Raw genomic sequence first — 15,419 nt, 5'->3', positions numbered from 1 at the left:
CATGCCAGCCACACCACGCAGCGCTCCGGCGCCACCTGGACGCACGGCGTTCGTGCTCACCGGCGGGGGCAGCCTGGGCGCCGTCCAGGCCGGGATGGTCTCCGCGCTTCACGACCACGGCATCGACCCCGACCTCCTCGTCGGCACGTCGGTGGGTGCGGTCAACGCCGCCCACCTCGCCGGGCCCGGTGCACTCTCCGACCGCATCGGGGAGCTCCGCGAGCTCTGGCGGGGGATGCGTCGCAGCGACGTCTTCGTCGCGAGCCCACGTCGGTGGGTGCGGGCGGCAACCGGCTCCGCGCCCTCCCTGTTCTCCGACGGGCCGCTGCTCCACCTGCTGACGACGCACCTCGGGTACTCGTCCTTCGAGGACGCGCAGCGCCAGCTGGCCCTCACCGCAACGGATCTCGTCACCGGGGCGGCACTCACGCTCGATCATGGATCGGTCGTCGACGCCGTCCTGGCGAGTGCCGCAGTGCCCGGGTTGCTGCCGTCCGTGCAGCGGGACGGCCGCACCCTCGTCGACGGCGCCGTCGGCCACCCGGGACCTCTCGCCTACGCCGACGAGCACGGCGTCGCCGACATCTACCTCCTGCCGGCCGGCTACCCGTGCGCGGGCGCCCCACCACGGGGCGCGTTGGCCGTCGGCCTCACCGCCCTCGCCCTGCTGCTTCACCACCAGCTCGTCGACGAGGTGGAGCGGTATGCCGGCAACGCCCGCCTGCACGTCGTCCCACCGCTGTGCCCGCTCGCCGTCTCACCCGCGGACTTCGGCCACGCCGGCGAGGTCCTCGAGCGCGCCCACGAGACCACGTCGGTCTGGCTGGAGCACGAGGACGCGACCGGACGGCATACGGGCGCAGGTGTCCTCGGCTTCCACGGTCCGCATGACACTCCGACAAGCCACGCCAGCAGCCCACGGCGACAACCGATCGAAGGGATCCTCAGATGACCAGCACCGCAGCGCAGCCCCGTCAACCTGCCTGTCCGCGCGCGTCGTGGGCGGGGGTCGAGGCCGTCGTCGAGCCGGACCTCGAGTCGGCGACCGGCGCGGCAGCGGACCTGCTCACCGCCCTCGGGGTCGACGTCACCACCGAGTCGCTCGAGCGCACGCCGGAGAGGATGGCGCGGGCGCTGGCCGAGATGTTGCGGCCGAGACCGTTCGAGCTGACGACGTTCCCCAACGACGGTGGCTACGACGAGCTCATCGTCGCCCGCAACATCCCCGTCCGTTCCCTGTGCGAGCACCACATGCTGCCCTTCGTCGGGACGGCGCACGTCGGCTACCTGCCGGGGGAGCGGATCCTCGGGCTGTCGAAGCTGGCGCGGGTCGTCGAGCACTTCTCGCGCCGGCCGCAGGTGCAGGAGCGGCTCACGACCCAGGTCTCGACGTGGCTGCGGGACCAGCTCGGCGCCGCGGGCGTCGGGGTCGTCATCGAGGCTGAGCACCTGTGCATGGCCCTGCGCGGGGTGCAGGCGCCCGGGACGAGCACGGTGACGTCGAGCCTGCTCGGGGTGCTCCGCGACGACCACCGCACCCGCGCCGAGTTCCTCGCCCTGACCCGTCCAACCCGCTGACCGCCCTGCCCTCCCACCATCCCCAGACACACGAAAGCAGGACGTCATGACCCGCACACCCTCGTCCGTCGCCATCGTCGGAGCCGGCCTCGCCGGAGCCAGGACCGCAGAGGAGCTGCGCACCGCCGGCTTCGACGGCTCGATCACGCTGCTCGGGCGCGAGGAGCACCAGCCGTACCAGCGGCCGCCGCTGTCCAAGGCCAACCTGCTCAGGGGCGAGGTGGCTGATGGCGACCTCTTCGTGCACGAGCCGGCGTGGTACTCCGCGCACGACGTCGACCTCAGGCTCGGGTGCTCCGTCGACGCGGTCGACCTCGAGGCGCGGACGTTGTCGACGAGCTCGGGCGGGTCGAGTGCACGCACGTCCGGGGAGACCGTGGCGTTCGACGTCCTCGTCCTCGCGACGGGCTCGTCGCCGCGGCGCCTCGACGTGCCGGGAGCGGACCTGTCAGGGATGCACTACCTGCGCACGCTCGACGACAGTGACCAGCTGCGAGCCGCCCTCGTCGAGCGCCCGCGGGTCGTCCTCATCGGTGGTGGCTGGATCGGGCTGGAGGTGGCCGCCGCTGCCGCGACCCTCGGCGGCTCGGTCACCGTCCTCGAAGCAGGCGGTATGCCGTTGGGTTCCGTTCTCGGAGAGCGGATGGCGTCCGTGCTGGTCGATGCTCATCGCGCCCACGGGGTGGACGTTCGGACCAACGTCGAGGTCAGGGGGTTCCTTGGTGACGGTGCCGCCCACGCTGCTGGCGCGGGTCACGTCACGGGCGTCGAGCTCGGCGACGGAGCCCGTGTGCCGGCCGACCTCGTCGTCGTCGGCGTCGGAGCCACGCCCAACCTTGACCTCGCCGTCGCGATGGGGCTCGATGTGGACAACGGAGTGCTCACCGACGAGTACCTTCGAACCTCACACCCCGACGTTCTCGCCGTCGGGGACATCGCGAACGCCTGGCACCCGGCACTCGAGACGCGCGTCCGCGTCGAGCACTGGGCCAACGCACTGAACCAGCCGTGGACGGTGGCAGCGACCATTCTTGGCAAGCGGACGGCATACGACCGCCTTCCGTACTTCTACTCCGACCAGTACGACCTCGGGCTGGAGTACACCGGGCACGTCGGGCGGGACGACGTGACCGAGCTCGTCGTGCGCGGCGAGGAGTCGTCGGGCGAGTTCATGGCCTTCTGGCTGCGCGAGGGGCGGGTGGCGGCCGGGATGTGCGTCAACATCTGGGACCGGATGGAGGACATCCAGGCGCTGATCTGCTCCCGTGAGGAGGTCGAGGTGGGACGGCTGGCCGATCCGGACGTGCCCTTGGGAGAAGTCGGGATCAGGGCGGTGGTGGCGTGACGGGCTGGTGCCCTTGGCGCTCGCCAGCTCACGGCGACGCGGCTCACCCTGTCGTGCCCTGTTTGTGCGGGTGGCCGCGCGTTTCCCTGACGGTGGTCCTCGCCGAGGTGCAGTGTCAGTGCTCTCTCATAGTGTCGCTTCATGGCACTCGGACATCGCCTTCCCGACGCGGCGCAGCAGCCGCATGGTCGGCCGGTGCTGGGTGCGACCCGAGAGGCGACCGAGGCCCTGGAGCAGTCCTCGGTCCAGCGGGTCTGGGCTCTCAGCGACGACGAGCTCGGGGCGGCCGTGGGACAGCTCGGTGCGTTGAGCGCCAATGTCGAGGCCCACTTGGTCGCCGTCGTCACCGAGGCCCGGCGTCGAGGACTGGGCACCTCTGACGGGTGGGGTCCCACCGACTGGACCCGCGCGATGGCTCCCCAGCTGGCCAGCCGCACCCACGCCGACCTCGACGTCATCAGTGCAGCCGCTGACGAGCCGCGATTGGGAGAGGTCGTGGACGCGGTCATGGATGCTGCCTCCTCGGCTGACGATCGCGTGGATACCCCACAGTGCGAGAACGGTGCTGACGGGGCTGGCTACCTGCCGCTGGGCAAGGCGGCGCAGATCGCGCGGTTCCACCGCAGCGTGCGGGGGCTCGCCGACGCGTCGGAGCTCGAGGGGGTCACGGAGGTGCTGCTGCACAGCGCACGGGGCGCCGACGGGCTCAGTGAGCGGCAGTTGGCCACCGCCATCCGGTATGCCGGTCAGGTGCTGCGGCCCGACAAGCTGGCAGAGCATGACGCCGACCGACGTCGGGCGCACCGCTCCTTCACCAAGGGCAAGGGACCGCTCGGTCTCGCGCGATACATCCTTCTGCTCGACGAGGAGGGCGCCGCCATCGTCGACGCCGCTGTCGATGCGCTGGCCAAGCCGCGGCCGGACGAGGACACCGGTGAGCGGGACTCACGCACACCGGCAGCCCGCCGCGCCGACGCGCTGCTCGACCTCATCCAGCGAGCGGTCGGTGCCCCGGACGGCGTGCCGCGACAGGCCAAGACGACGGTGTCGGTGACGATCGACCACGAGGTGTTGGCCGGGCGGTGCCGGGGCGCGGGGGTCACGATGGAGGGCGAGGTCCTCACGCCCGGCACGGTGCGCCGGCTCGCCTGTGACGCTCTCATCATTCCCGTGGTCCTCGGCTCGCGTGGAGAGGTGCTCGATCAGGGTGAGGCGCAGCGGCTCTTCACCCGTCCGCAGATCCGACACCTCTGGCTGCGGGACGGTGGATGCACCTTCCCCGGGTGCTCCAAACCGGCGGCGTGGACGGACGCTCATCACCTCCTCCACTGGGTCGACGGCGGGCCAACCGACATCGACAACGCCGCGCTCCTCTGCCGGGCGCACCACACCGTCGTCCACAGCAACCGATACGCAGGCCAGGTCGTGGACGGACCGCGCGGTCCGCGAGTCCAGTGGGACCTGTCCGTCGACTCCTACGAACGTGCGCGCGGTGAGGCCCCCGATCACGCCAGCACGCGACGGCGACGGTGATCCCGCCCCGCACCCCGCCACGGCGGGGTCATTGGTGTGCCCCGTGCTGTCGCGAGGCGACTACCGGCCCTCGGCACCCTCCGCACCCTCGGCAGGGTCTGTGGTGTCGGAATGCCTCTGGTCCGGCGGCTCCTCTGGGTCGCTCGGGTTCTTGACCGCACGCAGGATCGTTGGGGCGCTCGACTGGGCCGTAGGGACCTCCCAGGACTCCCATGGCCCGAGATCTTCGGCGAACGGTGTCCGCCATGCGCAGTGTCCCAAGGTCGCGACGATGAAGCGGTCGAACGACATGCCGTACTTGGCCGCACGACGGTTGAGCTCGGCGTGGAGGGACTCCGGCATGCCGGCGACGGAGAACGACACGACGTCACCGGCAGCCCAAGCTGCTGTGTCGTCGAAGACATGCTGGCGGGAATGCTCGGAGAGGACGTCGTGCAACAGCTCAACCAGCGGGCTCACCGGCCGGCGGAACAGCTCGGGATCCTCGATCAGGGCGTGGCCGAGGGCTCTGTTGAGCTCGGCCTCGCGGTTCGGCTCCCCGACGTCCGACCACCACGCTTCCTCACGGATGTGTCTCCCGAGGATGGCCCGCACCCGCTGCTCCTGTGCAGCGGTGGCGCCCACACCGTTGGGCAACGCCTCGATCCGCACCCGTCCGCCCTCGACGGTGAGTGCCAGCACGGTTCCCGCTGGCACGTCGGGAAGCCACCCCGCCGGCCCGAGGAGTGCGGGGTGCCCGAACTCGGCGGCCGTGAGCTCGCCCCCGGTGACCAGAGGAATCGGGTCCAACGATGCGCACAGGAGGAGCGGCTGAAGCGAGACGTTGGTCCACAGGTCAGTCCGATCCGTCGTCGCGGCCTCCACCCGGTGCGTGAGCGTTTGTCCGTCGAGGACGTCGAGCAACCGGCAGATCCGGCCGTCGGGTCGTCCCACCAGGACAGTGGCGTTCATGGCCATGGCGATCACGCTCTCCCTCGTCACCCGGGCATCTCGAAACTCGGCGCGCAATCGTCCTGTGAGCCAGTCGAGAGGCAGTGGACCAGAGGCAAGCACGCGCAGGGCGGTCGACAGTTGGTCCAGTTGAGCGAGAGCGTCGGCGTCGTGATTCATCCGATCACTGTGTCCGATCGCTGCCGCGCACCGGCTGAGTTGTCCACAGGCTCGCACGGTCACCGAGGATGGCGGGACCACGAAAGGTGCTGTGTGGCAATGCCATCCGATGGAATGCACGTGCTCGGTGCGTCGCCTCACTCGCGTGGCCGAGGCCCGCGGGATCACGTCACTGGGGCACCCGAGAGCCACTCTGCTCACGGTCGGCTTCAGCCCGCGCCGATGCGATCGCCCACTCGCCATACGCGGACGTGACGTCGTTGGCGGCGGCACCCGACGGGAGGAAGTGCAGGTGGAGCTGACGGACACCAGCGGAATGCCGATGCCGCTGGGGCGGACCGACCCTCACTGGCAATCCCTACGCCTGCAGTGATCCCGCCCGGTGTGTGAAAGCTCCACGCTAGGGAGGGTGTCAGTTCTGGTACAGGCGCGCCTTCGCCTCGGCCACGGTGAGGTTCGATGGCGTGCCTTCGATCGTCACGGTGTCGGGGATGGTGATCCAGGCGCCGCCGTCGACGCGGAAGCGACCCGAGTATGTCGCGTTGATCTGGACAGGAGCCACGGTCTTCGTCCGGTACGTGTGGACGATGTCGCCCGTCGGGTGCGGTCCGCCCAAACTCTCGACAGGACCAACGGCCTCGCCGTCACCGAAGAGGTAGGTGGCGCTGACGAAGACCGGCTCGATCTCGACCCGACGCCCGACCAGGGTCGCCGAGTCCGGTTCACCGGGCTCGAATCCTTCGGTCGGCCACCTGAGCTCGTAGTACGTGGGCAGGTTCACGAGGGTCTTCAGCCCAACGGGCTGAATGGATGCAGACGGTTTCGCGAAGGCCGTCTTGTGGAACTGATCGAGGATCATCTGCATCGTCAGGGCATTGGTGGACCCGGGGACTAATGAGGCCAAGCACGTGTAGTCGATGCGTTCCCACTGCGCGCCCGCCACGGGACTCCCGTCCCTGTTCACTTCTATCCGCCAGACCCAGACCGCTGGCCCAGAGGTGGCTCCAACCGTACGACCACCGTTGCAGACGGCGAACTCGCCCGTACAGCTGGGTTGGCTCGGGTTCCCTGCTCCCGGAGGAGCGGTCGTGCAGTAAGACGTCGACGAGAACTTGTACCAAGGCGGCCTACTAGGGGCGGTCGCTGACCCGTGAAAGGACGCGCCCAGCGTCTCGAGCTCCTGAGTCGAGAGCCCGTTAACTGCAGCTCCGTCATCGTCAGTCTCGCCAAGAAATGACGGATCGTTGGCGGTAGCAATCGCCGGTGAAACAAGAGCCCAGAGCGTCAACGCAATAGTCAGGACTGAGGTGCGGCCAATCCCTCCATCAGCCATTGGTCCCCCTTTCGGCTAAGTAGCGCGACACGTGCCGCCGAACTTGCCTTCTGTTTCTCAACGGCCACCCCAGTTGAGTCAACGACGGTCACGGCGTTCTGACTTAGCGTGAAGCTCACGCGGTGCTGCCCGAGCGGGTCGGCGCCCATCGACTTGATGTCGACGAGAGGTTTGAATGGTGCTGGCGTCACGCGGTGCCCCTTCGCGGCGTACTGGACCGGATTGTCCGCCAGATTGGAACAGCTCCTGCAGGTCGGCGAAGACAGTTGTGGGATGAGTTTCGGATCCGGGGTCATGAAGGCTGTGTTGACTTGGTCGAACCAGAAACGGACGAAGGCGATGGCGCCGGCGTCGGTGTTGGCGCGGGCTGCTGCAGGGATGTCGATCGAGGGAGACGCGGACGCGCTGGGGCTCGCAGAGACAGAGGGCGACGGTGAGGCGCTGCTCGGCGATGCCGATGGCGACGGCGACGAGATCGTCGGCGTGGGAGCGGCCGTCGCACCTTCGCCACCGCCGTTGCAACCAGCGAGAGCGAGCGTGGCAACGGTGGCGGCGGACACGGCATACGACCGGCGTGTGCGTGACTTCATCGTGCGGAACCCTCCGTCGTGCGGTACCGCGCAGACGACCATGCGCCCCGAGGCATCGTGTTCTGCCATCAAGAGTAGGGACTGCGACGGGTTCCGCCACTCGAGCGCAGGGTCGGTAGACGCAGCGAAGGCGTTGCGCGCGCACGTCTGAAGGTCTCACGACACCGAGTGTGTCGAAAGCCTCGAACTCGGCCGCGGAGTTATCCCCAGCCCGGGCTCAGCGGGCGCGGGCCTGCTCCGCCACCGTGCGGACGTCGGCCGGGTCAGCCATCGCCCATCGGACCGTCGCCGTCGCCGCATCCCCGAGGGGCCGCGCGAGCACCATCTCGGTCACCGGCAGCCACGGGAGCCGCAACGGCCGACGGGCCCACCGCGGGAGCAGGGCGACGGCGCCGGCAGCCAGGGCGGCATACCCGGCCTTGGCGGCCAGGGGGAGCGGCGGGTGGAGCAGCAGGAACCGGGCCGCTTCCCGCGACGCAGGAGTGGACTCGAGCTCCGGCCAGTAGGACTCGATCATCGCTGCCAGTCCCGCGGTCGTCAGCGGAGGGTCCGCGACACCCAGGCGCCGGGCGACGACCGCCGCTTGCTCGACGTAGAGATTCGCTTCGGCATCCGTGAGCGGCTCGGACGCATACCGCTGGAACGCCGTGAGGAAGCTGTCCACCTCGGTGATGTGCACCCAGCGCAGCAGGTGCGGGTCGCTCGCGGCATACGGACGCCCATCCGCGGCCTTGCCGCGCACGCGCTCGTGGATGGAGCGCACCCGCGTGATCAGCTCCTCCGCGTGCTCGATCGTCCCGAACGTCGTCGTCGCGAGGAACTCGCTGGTGCGCTGCAGACGCCCCCACGGGTCACCCTTGAACCCGGAGTGCCCCGCGACGCCGGCCATGGCCAGCGGGTGAAGGGACTGGAGCAGGAGCGCCCGAATCCCGCCCGGGAACATCGCCGCGTCCGCGTGCACGCGCCAGATCGGGTCCTCCGGCGTGAACCAGCGCTCACCCTCGGCGCCCCAGATCACGCGTGCCTTGGCGGCGGCGTCCTCCCCGGCCACGCGGGAACGCAGCGCGTGGGCGAGCTGGGTCCGGGCGCGGGCGTCCCACCGGTCAAGGTTCGCGCTCGTGTCGTCGCGGCTGGTCATTCCACACTCCTCGGGCAGGGTAGGACAAACCCTATACACCCAGGCTGACAAGCGGCTGGGAGCGCGTCAAGGAGGACTGTCAGTGGTGGCTGGCAGCATCGTCGCCATGGAGATTCCCGCAGCCCTCACGCTCGGGCGCCGCCTGCTGCGCGAGCACGGGCTGGGCGACTGGAGCATCCGCACCGACCGTGCCAAGACGCGTGCCGGCGTCTGCCGGTTCAGCACGCACACGATCTCGCTCAGCGCCGACCTCACCCGCCTGCACGACGAGACGGAGGTGCGCGACACGATCCTGCACGAGATCGCGCACGCCCTCGTCGGGCCCTTCCACGGTCATGACGAGGTGTGGCGAGCAAAGGCCGTCGAGATCGGCTGCTCGGGGGAGCGCACCGTGCCGTCGCACGCACCTCGGGTCGAGGGCCCCTGGCGAGGTGTGTGCCCGCAGGGCCACGTGTCGACGCGTCATCGCCGTCCGACCCGGGTGCTGAGCTGCTCCCGGTGCAGTGGCACCTTCGACGCCTCCTCAGTCATCTCGTGGACCTACCGCGGGCGGCGGGTCGCCATGGGTCAGGCCTACCGCGCCGAGCTGGAGGCCTTGGGTGGTCACGTCGGCGTGGCTCCGTCTCGGACCGTTCCGGCCCCCGCGCTCGGGTCGGTGGTGCGTATTGTCACCGCCGGTCCGCTGCGCGGCGCCGTCGGCGAGGTCGAGGCCGCCTTCGCGACGCGCAGCCAGGTCCGCGTCGGCGAGGAGCTGTATGCCGTCCCCAACGACGCGCTCGAGACGGCCCACGCCGTGGCCAGCTGATGACGATGCCACGAGCTTGAGGGCGACCGCGTCGGTGGCTGCCGTCGGACTCGGACGGCGACCGCGGTCAACGCAGCCGGACGGTCAGCTGCCCGTTGTCGTTGGCCTGGAAATCGAGGAGGTTGCCCTGTGCCTCGACGAAGGCGCGGAACGAGGAGTGTCCGAGCGACTTCTCCTTGAAGGTCGAGTCCATGCGTTGCATCTGCGTCTTCACCGCTGACAGGTACAGCCACCCGTCGTCGCTCTTCTCCATCCCGACGCGCATCGCCCGGACCAACAGCTCGGTCGCCCTGGCACTCGCCTTCTCCGCCTTGGTCGGAACCTTGGCGGCCGCCGGTGCGGCCTTCTTCGCCGCAGCCTTCGTGGTGCCCGCCTTCTTGGCCGCAGCCTTGGTGGCGCCGCTCGCGTTCGCCAGACCCTGCGTGGGGGTGTGGGCAGCAGCCTCCGCCTGCTTCGCCGGCACGATGGTCCGCACGCCGGGCAGGTCGCTGTAGTCGCTGAACTCGTCACAGGCAGCCACGAGGGCACGACTCGTCGACCCGGTGACCCCGATCCCGACGACGAACCGGCCCATTCGCCGACAGCGCTGCGCCAACGCGATGTAGTCCGAGTCACCTGCCACGACCACGACATGTGTCAGGTCCGCGTGATCCACGAGGTCGTTGACCGAGTCGATCGACAGGCGGATGTCGGCCCCGTTCTTGGTGCCGGACGTGGCGAAGAGCTGGACGAGATCCACCGCCCTGTCGACGAGCTGGCTCCGGTAGGCGGCGTTGGCCGGCACCGACCAGTCGGCGTAGGCCCGGGTCAGTGCCACGGTCCCGAAGGACGACGCGTAGTCGATGATCGCGCCCACGTCGACCATCGCCTCGGCCAGGCGCTTCGCGGCGACCTCGCCGCCACCGGGCGCGTGGTCACGGGCGTTGTCGCGCCGCCACGAGCCGTCTCCGTGCAGGTTGTCGTAGCGGGAGATGACCATGTTGTCGAAGTCGAGGTAGACCGCGACCCGGGAGCTGTCTGACATGGGGCCGACCCTATGGCCGGCTGCAGGGTCGGGCGCGGACCGGCGCCAACACGGCCACGCCGGGGAGGAAGCGCAGGAGGAAGACGCCTCGGGTGACGGAGTGGCAGGAGCGCTCGACGGTGTCCGATCCCATCGCTAGCGTGACGAGCATCAACGCGTCACCCGGAGGAAGGTTCGTCATGGACACCCAGCCCGACGTCGTCGCCCTGCTCTCGCGCGCGATCGACCAGACCGCGGGACTGCTCGAGGAGGTGTCGCCCGACCAGTACGACCAGCCCTCGACCTGCGCGGACTGGACGGTGGGCCAGCTGGTCCAGCACGTCGTCGCGTCACCGCGGAACTTCGTCGACATGTTCTCCGGCAAGGACGTCGACTGGGCCCACCCGCCGGCTCTGGGCGAGAACCCCGCTGCGGACTTCCGATCAGGCGCTGACGAGCTGCTCGAGCACCTGCGCTCGCAGGACGGTGACGCCTCGTCCAGTGCGGCGCTGCCCGAGTTCGCCGTCCACTCGTGGGACCTGGCCACCTCGATCGGAAGCTCGCGCCTCCTCGACGACGAGGTCGCCACGCACGCGCTCGCCTTCATGAGCAACAACCTCACCCCCGAGAACCGCAGCGGCGTCTTCAAACCTGAGGTGCACGTCGACGACGACCGTTCGGTGCAGGACCGCCTCGCCGCCTTCGCCGGCCGACAACCGCGCGACTGACGCACCCCGCACGTGGGTTCCCACCCACTTCTATGCTCGGCCCATGAGCGACGTGACCCGGGTGGACTACGACGGCGAGGGCCTCTCCGAGGAGGACGTCGCGCCCACGCCCTGGCAGCAGGCGCAGCGCTGGGTCGGCGAGGCCGTCGAGCGCTCACGGGTGCGCGACGACGTCCCCGAGCCGCACGCCCTCTCCGTCGCCACGGTCGACGCCCACGGAGTGCCCAACGTGCGCACCGTCCTCATGCGCTTCTTCGACGAGCGCGGCCCCGGCTTCCTCACCAACACCGACTCCACCAAGGGCATCGAGCTCGCCGCCAACCCCGCCGCGGCCGCCTCGTTGACGTGGCCGTCGATGTACCGCGCCATCCGCTTCCGCGGCCGCGCCGAGCTCCTCGACCGCGACGCGGTCGCGACCTACTTTGCCAGCCGACCGTGGGGCTCGCGCATCTCCGCCTGGACCTCGCGCCAGTCGCAGCCGGTGACGTCCCGCGCAGAGCTCGAGACGGCATACGAGACGTATGCCGCCCGCTGGCCCGACAGGGGACAGCCGGACGACGTGCCCCTCCCGGACTTCTGGGGCGGCTACCGGGTCGTCTGCGACGAGGTCGAGTTCTGGGGCGGGCGGCGCAACCGGCTGCACGACCGCCTCGTCTTCACCCGCGCCGGCATGGGCTCGCTCGACGACCCCCATGCGTGGACCCTCGGGCGTCGTCAGCCCTGACCGGGCGCCGTTACCCTGAACGGACCACCGACGAAGGAGCAGCACCGACATGACGCTTGAGCACACCGGCACCACCCCGGCCGGAAGCACCGAGCAGCACATCGAGACGACCGAGCGGTACGCGGCGCACAACTACCACCCGCTGCCCGTCGTCCTCGCGAGCGGTGAGGGCGCGTGGGTCACCGACGTCGACGGCAAGCGCTACCTCGACTGCCTCGCCGGCTACTCCGCGCTCAACTTCGGCCACTCCCACCCGCAGCTCGTCGAGCGCGCCCGCCAGCAGGTCGGCACCCTGACGCTCACGAGCCGCGCGTTCTTCAACGACCAGCTTGGCCCGTTCGCGCAGGCCCTCGCCGAGCTCACCGGCAAGGACATGGTCCTCCCGATGAACTCCGGCGCCGAGGCCGTCGAGACGGCGATCAAGGTCAGCCGCCGCTGGGGCTACGAGGTCAAGGGCGTGCCCGAGGACCAGGCCAACATCATCGTCATGGAGGGCAACTTCCACGGCCGCACGACGACGATCATCAGCTTCTCCGACGACAAGGTCGCGCACGACAACTACGGCCCCTACACCCCGGGCTTCCGCGCCGTCCGCTACGGCGACATCGACAGCCTGCGCGCCGCGATCGACGAGTTCACCGTCGCGGTCCTCTTCGAGCCGATCCAGGGTGAGGGCGGCGTCGTCGTCCCGCCGGAGGGCTTCCTGCGCGAGCTGCGTGCGCTCTGCTCGGAGGAGAACGTCCTCATGGTCGCCGACGAGATCCAGTCGGGTCTCGCGCGCACCGGCACGACCTTCGCGTGCGACCTCGAGGAGGTCGTCCCCGACATGTACATCCTCGGCAAGGCACTCGGCGGCGGGCTCTACCCGGTCTCCGCCGTCGCGGCGGACAGCGACGTCCTCGGCGTCATCACGCCCGGCTCGCACGGCTCCACCTTCGGTGGGAACCCGCTCGCTGCCGCGATCGGACACGAGGTATGCCGTCTGCTCGCCACCGGCGAGTTCCAGGACCGCGCGCGCCGGCTGGGTCAGCGACTGCGTGAAGGCCTCGAGCCTCTCGTCGGGAACGGGCTCGACGCGGTGCGGGTGCGCGGACTCTGGGCTGGGCTGGACGTCACCCCGGGCGGTCCCACCGGACGGGAGCTGTGTGAGCGCCTCATGGAGCGCGGCATCCTCGCCAAGGACACCCACGGCATGACGATCCGCCTCGCCCCGCCGCTCGTCATCACCGAGGACGAGGTCGACCTGCTCGTCCAGGCCGTCACGGACTCGCTCACCGGCTGACCGCCAGGCCAGCGCGCGCGAGGCGCGCGGACGGCATACGCCTCAGCGGTGCGTGAGGTGCTCGCGCCCGATCTCGGCCAGCCGTTCGTGCATGCCGTCGTAGACGGTCGCACCGTTGAGGACGGCCGTCGGGAGCTTCGCCACCATCGTGTAGTTGGTGTCGACGACGTTCCCGGCGGGCGCCAGGCCCGCCTGGCTGACGAGCTGGAGCGCGTCGAGAAGGTCGAGCCCGGTGAGCTGCGACGTCCACGTGACGAGGTCGTGCTGGCTCGCGCGGAAGGCGTCCTCGAGCGGCCGGGTCGACCCGGTGGACATGATGGCGTCGTCGCTCTGGACGCGCGGCCAGCCGAGCTGGGCACCCTTGACGACGTCCACGACGATGGTCGTGTTCATCGCGGCCTCGACCGCCGTGCCGCAGACCTCGCCCTCACCCTGCCGGCAGTGGCCGTCCCCGAGGGCGAGCTGCGCACCCGGGACGCTCACGGGGAGGTAGAGCGTGACGCCCTGCCGGATCTCCGGGGTGTCCAGTTGCCGCCATGCGCGGACGGGGTGATCGACATGATGGTCTCGCCCGCGGCGGGCGCGACGCCCACCTACCCCGCCGGGGTGCGCAAACTCGGGGGAGGGACGACCCGGGAGGTGGGTCAGGCCGAGACGGTCAGGCCGACGGCGTCGCCGCGGTGCCAGCGGACGACCTGTGCGACGGACCGGCGCATGTCGGCCGGAAGGAGGGTGGCGTCGACGCGCTGGGCGAGGTCGGCATCGGCACCGGCTCCTCCGATGGCGAGCGGGTAGTGGCGGGCCAGCACCCTCAGCGCACCGCCGTGCGCCTCGAACACCCGTCGACGGGTGGCGGCCACGATCACACCGGACGCCCCGACGACCCGGCACACGTCGGCCAGTCCGGGCAGGGGGGTGTCGGACCCGAGGAAGCGGGACGGCACTCCGGCTCCCACGAGAAGGACGTGGAAGCAGAGCAGCCCGAGGTCGTGCCGCTCGCCGGGCGGGCAGGCCAGCACGACGGGGTCCGTGGTGAGGGTGGCCGTGGGGGCGTCGGACTGAGCGGCCCCGGTGAGCCACGACCGGACCACCTGGCTGGCGAATTGCTCGGTCGCGACGGAGCAGTCGCCGCGCTCCCACGCACGTCCCACGGCGTTGAGGAACGGCAGCACGACGTCGGTCACGACGACGTCCACGCCGAGGTCGCGAGCCCGGTCACGGAGCTCGGCGCGCAGCGCGCGCTCGTCCATGGTGTGGGCGGCGGCAAGCATCGCGTCGACCGAGGTCGACGCCGGGGAAGGCAGGGTCACTCCCGAAGTGTAGGCGCTTTCGGCGCTCACCTGCGGTTATGCCGTGGAGCGGGTAGACCTCAGGCCGTTCCGGGGTGGAGGTGGCAGGGTGGGGCCATGACGTCATCGGACCGCACCAGGCAGACCGGCGTCACCCTCGCTGAGATCTTCTGCGTTCTCGGCACGCTCGTCGGGGTCGGGGTGATCGGCACGCGCGTCGAGGAGTCCTCGGGCGGATCCCTGTCCGCGGACGCGACCCTGCTGGCGCCGGCCGGTCCGGCGTTCTCGATCTGGTCGGTCATCTACGTCGGGCTCGCCGCCTACACCGTGTGGCAGTGGCTGCCCGGGGCCGGGCGCAGCGAGCTCGCGCGGCGCACCGGGTGGCTCGTCGCCGCGTCGATGGTCCTCAACGCGGCGTGGCTGCTCGTCACCCAGCAGGGCTGGATCTGGGTCAGCGTGCTCGTCATCCTCGCGCTCCTCGGGGTGCTCGCGCGGCTGGCCCTGGACCTGGCCTGCACGCCGGACGACGCCGCGGACCCGGTCGGGACGTGGATCGTGCGCCTCACCGTCGGGCTCTACCTCGGCTGGGTCGCCGTCGCGACCTTCGCCAACGTGGCCGCGGCCCTCGCGAGCAGCGGCTTCCGGTTCACCGAGGGTCCGGCGGCGGTCGCGGTGGCCCTCGTTGCGCTGGTGGTCGTCGTGGCCCTCGTGGTGGCGCTGCTGCGCCTCGTGCCCACCCGGCTGGGTGTCGCCGCCGCCGTCGTGTGGGGGCTCTCGTGGCTGGCGTGGGGGCGCGTCGGCGACGAGCCGCGCTCCACGGTGGTCGGCGCCGCGGCCCTGGTCGCCGCGCTCGCCGTCGCCGCTGGCGCGGTCGTGCTCACCGTGCGCGGCCTTCGGGAGTCGCGCAGCGCCGGCTCCCGGGACGCCGAGCCCGTGCAGTCGGACTCAGCCATCCACTGAC

Annotated in this window: 17 protein-coding genes; 10 read left to right on the top strand and 7 right to left on the bottom strand. The window is 70.5% G+C overall.

The genetic code is table 11. The features are described from left to right. Position 1 precedes the first annotated feature (1 nt). The 4 genes from ACOJV9_RS13745 (at position 2) to ACOJV9_RS13730 (ending at position 4,456) form a co-directional block, all read left to right on the top strand. Positions 2 to 952 carry a patatin-like phospholipase family protein gene (locus ACOJV9_RS13745; RefSeq protein WP_420185784.1) on the top strand — a complete coding sequence of 317 codons (951 nt, stop codon included), beginning with the start codon at positions 2 to 4 and terminating at the stop codon, positions 950 to 952. Next, positions 949 to 1,578, top strand: a complete 630-nt coding sequence (gene folE, locus ACOJV9_RS13740) for a GTP cyclohydrolase I FolE (protein WP_420185783.1) — start codon at positions 949 to 951, stop codon at positions 1,576 to 1,578. Before ACOJV9_RS13745 ends, folE begins: the two co-directional genes overlap by 4 nt. A gap of 46 nt (positions 1,579 to 1,624) precedes the next feature. After that, the gene (locus tag ACOJV9_RS13735) at positions 1,625 to 2,923 is read left to right on the top strand and encodes an NAD(P)/FAD-dependent oxidoreductase (RefSeq protein WP_420185782.1); all 1,299 of its coding nucleotides are present in this window, start codon (positions 1,625 to 1,627) and stop codon (positions 2,921 to 2,923) included. Between the two features lie 141 nt (positions 2,924 to 3,064). After that, positions 3,065 to 4,456 carry an HNH endonuclease signature motif containing protein gene (locus ACOJV9_RS13730; protein ID WP_420185781.1) on the top strand — a complete coding sequence of 464 codons (1,392 nt, stop codon included), beginning with the start codon at positions 3,065 to 3,067 and terminating at the stop codon, positions 4,454 to 4,456. Between the two features lie 60 nt (positions 4,457 to 4,516). Here the strand turns inward: ACOJV9_RS13730 and ACOJV9_RS13725 are convergent, their stop codons facing one another. From ACOJV9_RS13725 to ACOJV9_RS13715, 3 genes are all read right to left on the bottom strand, one after another. Further along, positions 4,517 to 5,629 carry a hypothetical protein gene (locus ACOJV9_RS13725; RefSeq protein WP_420185780.1) on the bottom strand — a complete coding sequence of 371 codons (1,113 nt, stop codon included), beginning with the start codon at positions 5,627 to 5,629 and terminating at the stop codon, positions 4,517 to 4,519. A 349-nt stretch (positions 5,630 to 5,978) separates the two neighbouring features. After that, positions 5,979 to 6,509 (bottom strand): hypothetical protein, encoded by a 531-nt coding sequence (locus ACOJV9_RS13720; protein WP_420185779.1) that lies wholly within the window; start codon positions 6,507 to 6,509, stop codon positions 5,979 to 5,981. Positions 6,510 to 6,862: 353 nt separating this feature from the next. Continuing rightward, complete coding sequence (locus ACOJV9_RS13715) at positions 6,863 to 7,240, bottom strand: DUF6318 family protein (RefSeq protein WP_420185858.1); 378 nt, start codon at positions 7,238 to 7,240, stop codon at positions 6,863 to 6,865. On the opposite strand from ACOJV9_RS13715, the gene ACOJV9_RS13710 reads away from it, so the two are divergent. Next, entirely contained in the window at positions 7,173 to 7,640 is a 468-nt protein-coding gene (locus ACOJV9_RS13710) for a hypothetical protein (protein ID WP_420185861.1), read from the top strand. The genes ACOJV9_RS13715 and ACOJV9_RS13710 overlap by 68 nt on opposite strands. Before the next feature lie 66 nt (positions 7,641 to 7,706). On the opposite strand, the gene ACOJV9_RS13705 is transcribed toward ACOJV9_RS13710, so the two are convergent. Continuing rightward, positions 7,707 to 8,627 (bottom strand): oxygenase MpaB family protein, encoded by a 921-nt coding sequence (locus ACOJV9_RS13705; RefSeq protein ID WP_420185778.1) that lies wholly within the window; start codon positions 8,625 to 8,627, stop codon positions 7,707 to 7,709. 85 nt (positions 8,628 to 8,712) lie between these two features. Here ACOJV9_RS13705 and ACOJV9_RS13700 point away from each other — a divergent pair, with 85 nt between their 5' ends. Further along, complete coding sequence (locus tag ACOJV9_RS13700; RefSeq protein ID WP_420185777.1) at positions 8,713 to 9,432, top strand: SprT-like domain-containing protein; 720 nt, start codon at positions 8,713 to 8,715, stop codon at positions 9,430 to 9,432. A gap of 67 nt (positions 9,433 to 9,499) precedes the next feature. Here ACOJV9_RS13700 and ACOJV9_RS13695 read toward each other — a convergent pair whose 3' ends face one another. After that, complete coding sequence (locus ACOJV9_RS13695; RefSeq protein WP_420185776.1) at positions 9,500 to 10,456, bottom strand: NYN domain-containing protein; 957 nt, start codon at positions 10,454 to 10,456, stop codon at positions 9,500 to 9,502. 140 nt (positions 10,457 to 10,596) lie between these two features. On the opposite strand from ACOJV9_RS13695, the gene ACOJV9_RS13690 reads away from it, so the two are divergent. The 3 genes from ACOJV9_RS13690 to rocD are packed head-to-tail and all read left to right on the top strand — an operon-like array spanning position 10,597 to position 13,169. Then, positions 10,597 to 11,163, top strand: a complete 567-nt coding sequence (locus ACOJV9_RS13690; protein WP_420185775.1) for a DinB family protein — start codon at positions 10,597 to 10,599, stop codon at positions 11,161 to 11,163. Between the two features lie 43 nt (positions 11,164 to 11,206). Then, positions 11,207 to 11,887: a pyridoxamine 5'-phosphate oxidase gene (pdxH, locus tag ACOJV9_RS13685; protein WP_420185774.1), complete on the top strand. Its 681-nt coding sequence runs from the start codon at positions 11,207 to 11,209 to the stop codon at positions 11,885 to 11,887. 49 nt (positions 11,888 to 11,936) lie between these two features. Beyond that, on the top strand, positions 11,937 to 13,169 hold the full coding sequence (rocD, locus tag ACOJV9_RS13680) for an ornithine--oxo-acid transaminase (RefSeq protein ID WP_420185773.1): 1,233 nt from the start codon (positions 11,937 to 11,939) through the stop codon (positions 13,167 to 13,169). Positions 13,170 to 13,211: 42 nt separating this feature from the next. On the opposite strand, the gene ACOJV9_RS13675 is transcribed toward rocD, so the two are convergent. After that, complete coding sequence (locus ACOJV9_RS13675; RefSeq protein WP_420185857.1) at positions 13,212 to 13,817, bottom strand: acetamidase/formamidase family protein; 606 nt, start codon at positions 13,815 to 13,817, stop codon at positions 13,212 to 13,214. After that, positions 13,814 to 14,479 carry a cobalamin B12-binding domain-containing protein gene (locus ACOJV9_RS13670; protein WP_420185772.1) on the bottom strand — a complete coding sequence of 222 codons (666 nt, stop codon included), beginning with the start codon at positions 14,477 to 14,479 and terminating at the stop codon, positions 13,814 to 13,816. The genes ACOJV9_RS13675 and ACOJV9_RS13670 overlap by 4 nt, the downstream gene beginning before the upstream one ends. Positions 14,480 to 14,575: 96 nt before the next feature. Here ACOJV9_RS13670 and ACOJV9_RS13665 point away from each other — a divergent pair, with 96 nt between their 5' ends. Then, positions 14,576 to 15,418: a TspO/MBR family protein gene (locus ACOJV9_RS13665; RefSeq protein ID WP_420185771.1), complete on the top strand. Its 843-nt coding sequence runs from the start codon at positions 14,576 to 14,578 to the stop codon at positions 15,416 to 15,418. The last annotated feature ends 1 nt before the right edge of the window (position 15,419 follow it).

The sequence above is a fragment of the Knoellia terrae genome (assembly GCF_048606435.1).
Taxonomy (GTDB): domain Bacteria; phylum Actinomycetota; class Actinomycetes; order Actinomycetales; family Dermatophilaceae; genus Knoellia; species Knoellia terrae.
Note: the sequence above shows the minus strand (reverse complement) of the source record. Positions and strands in the feature narration are given on the sequence as shown.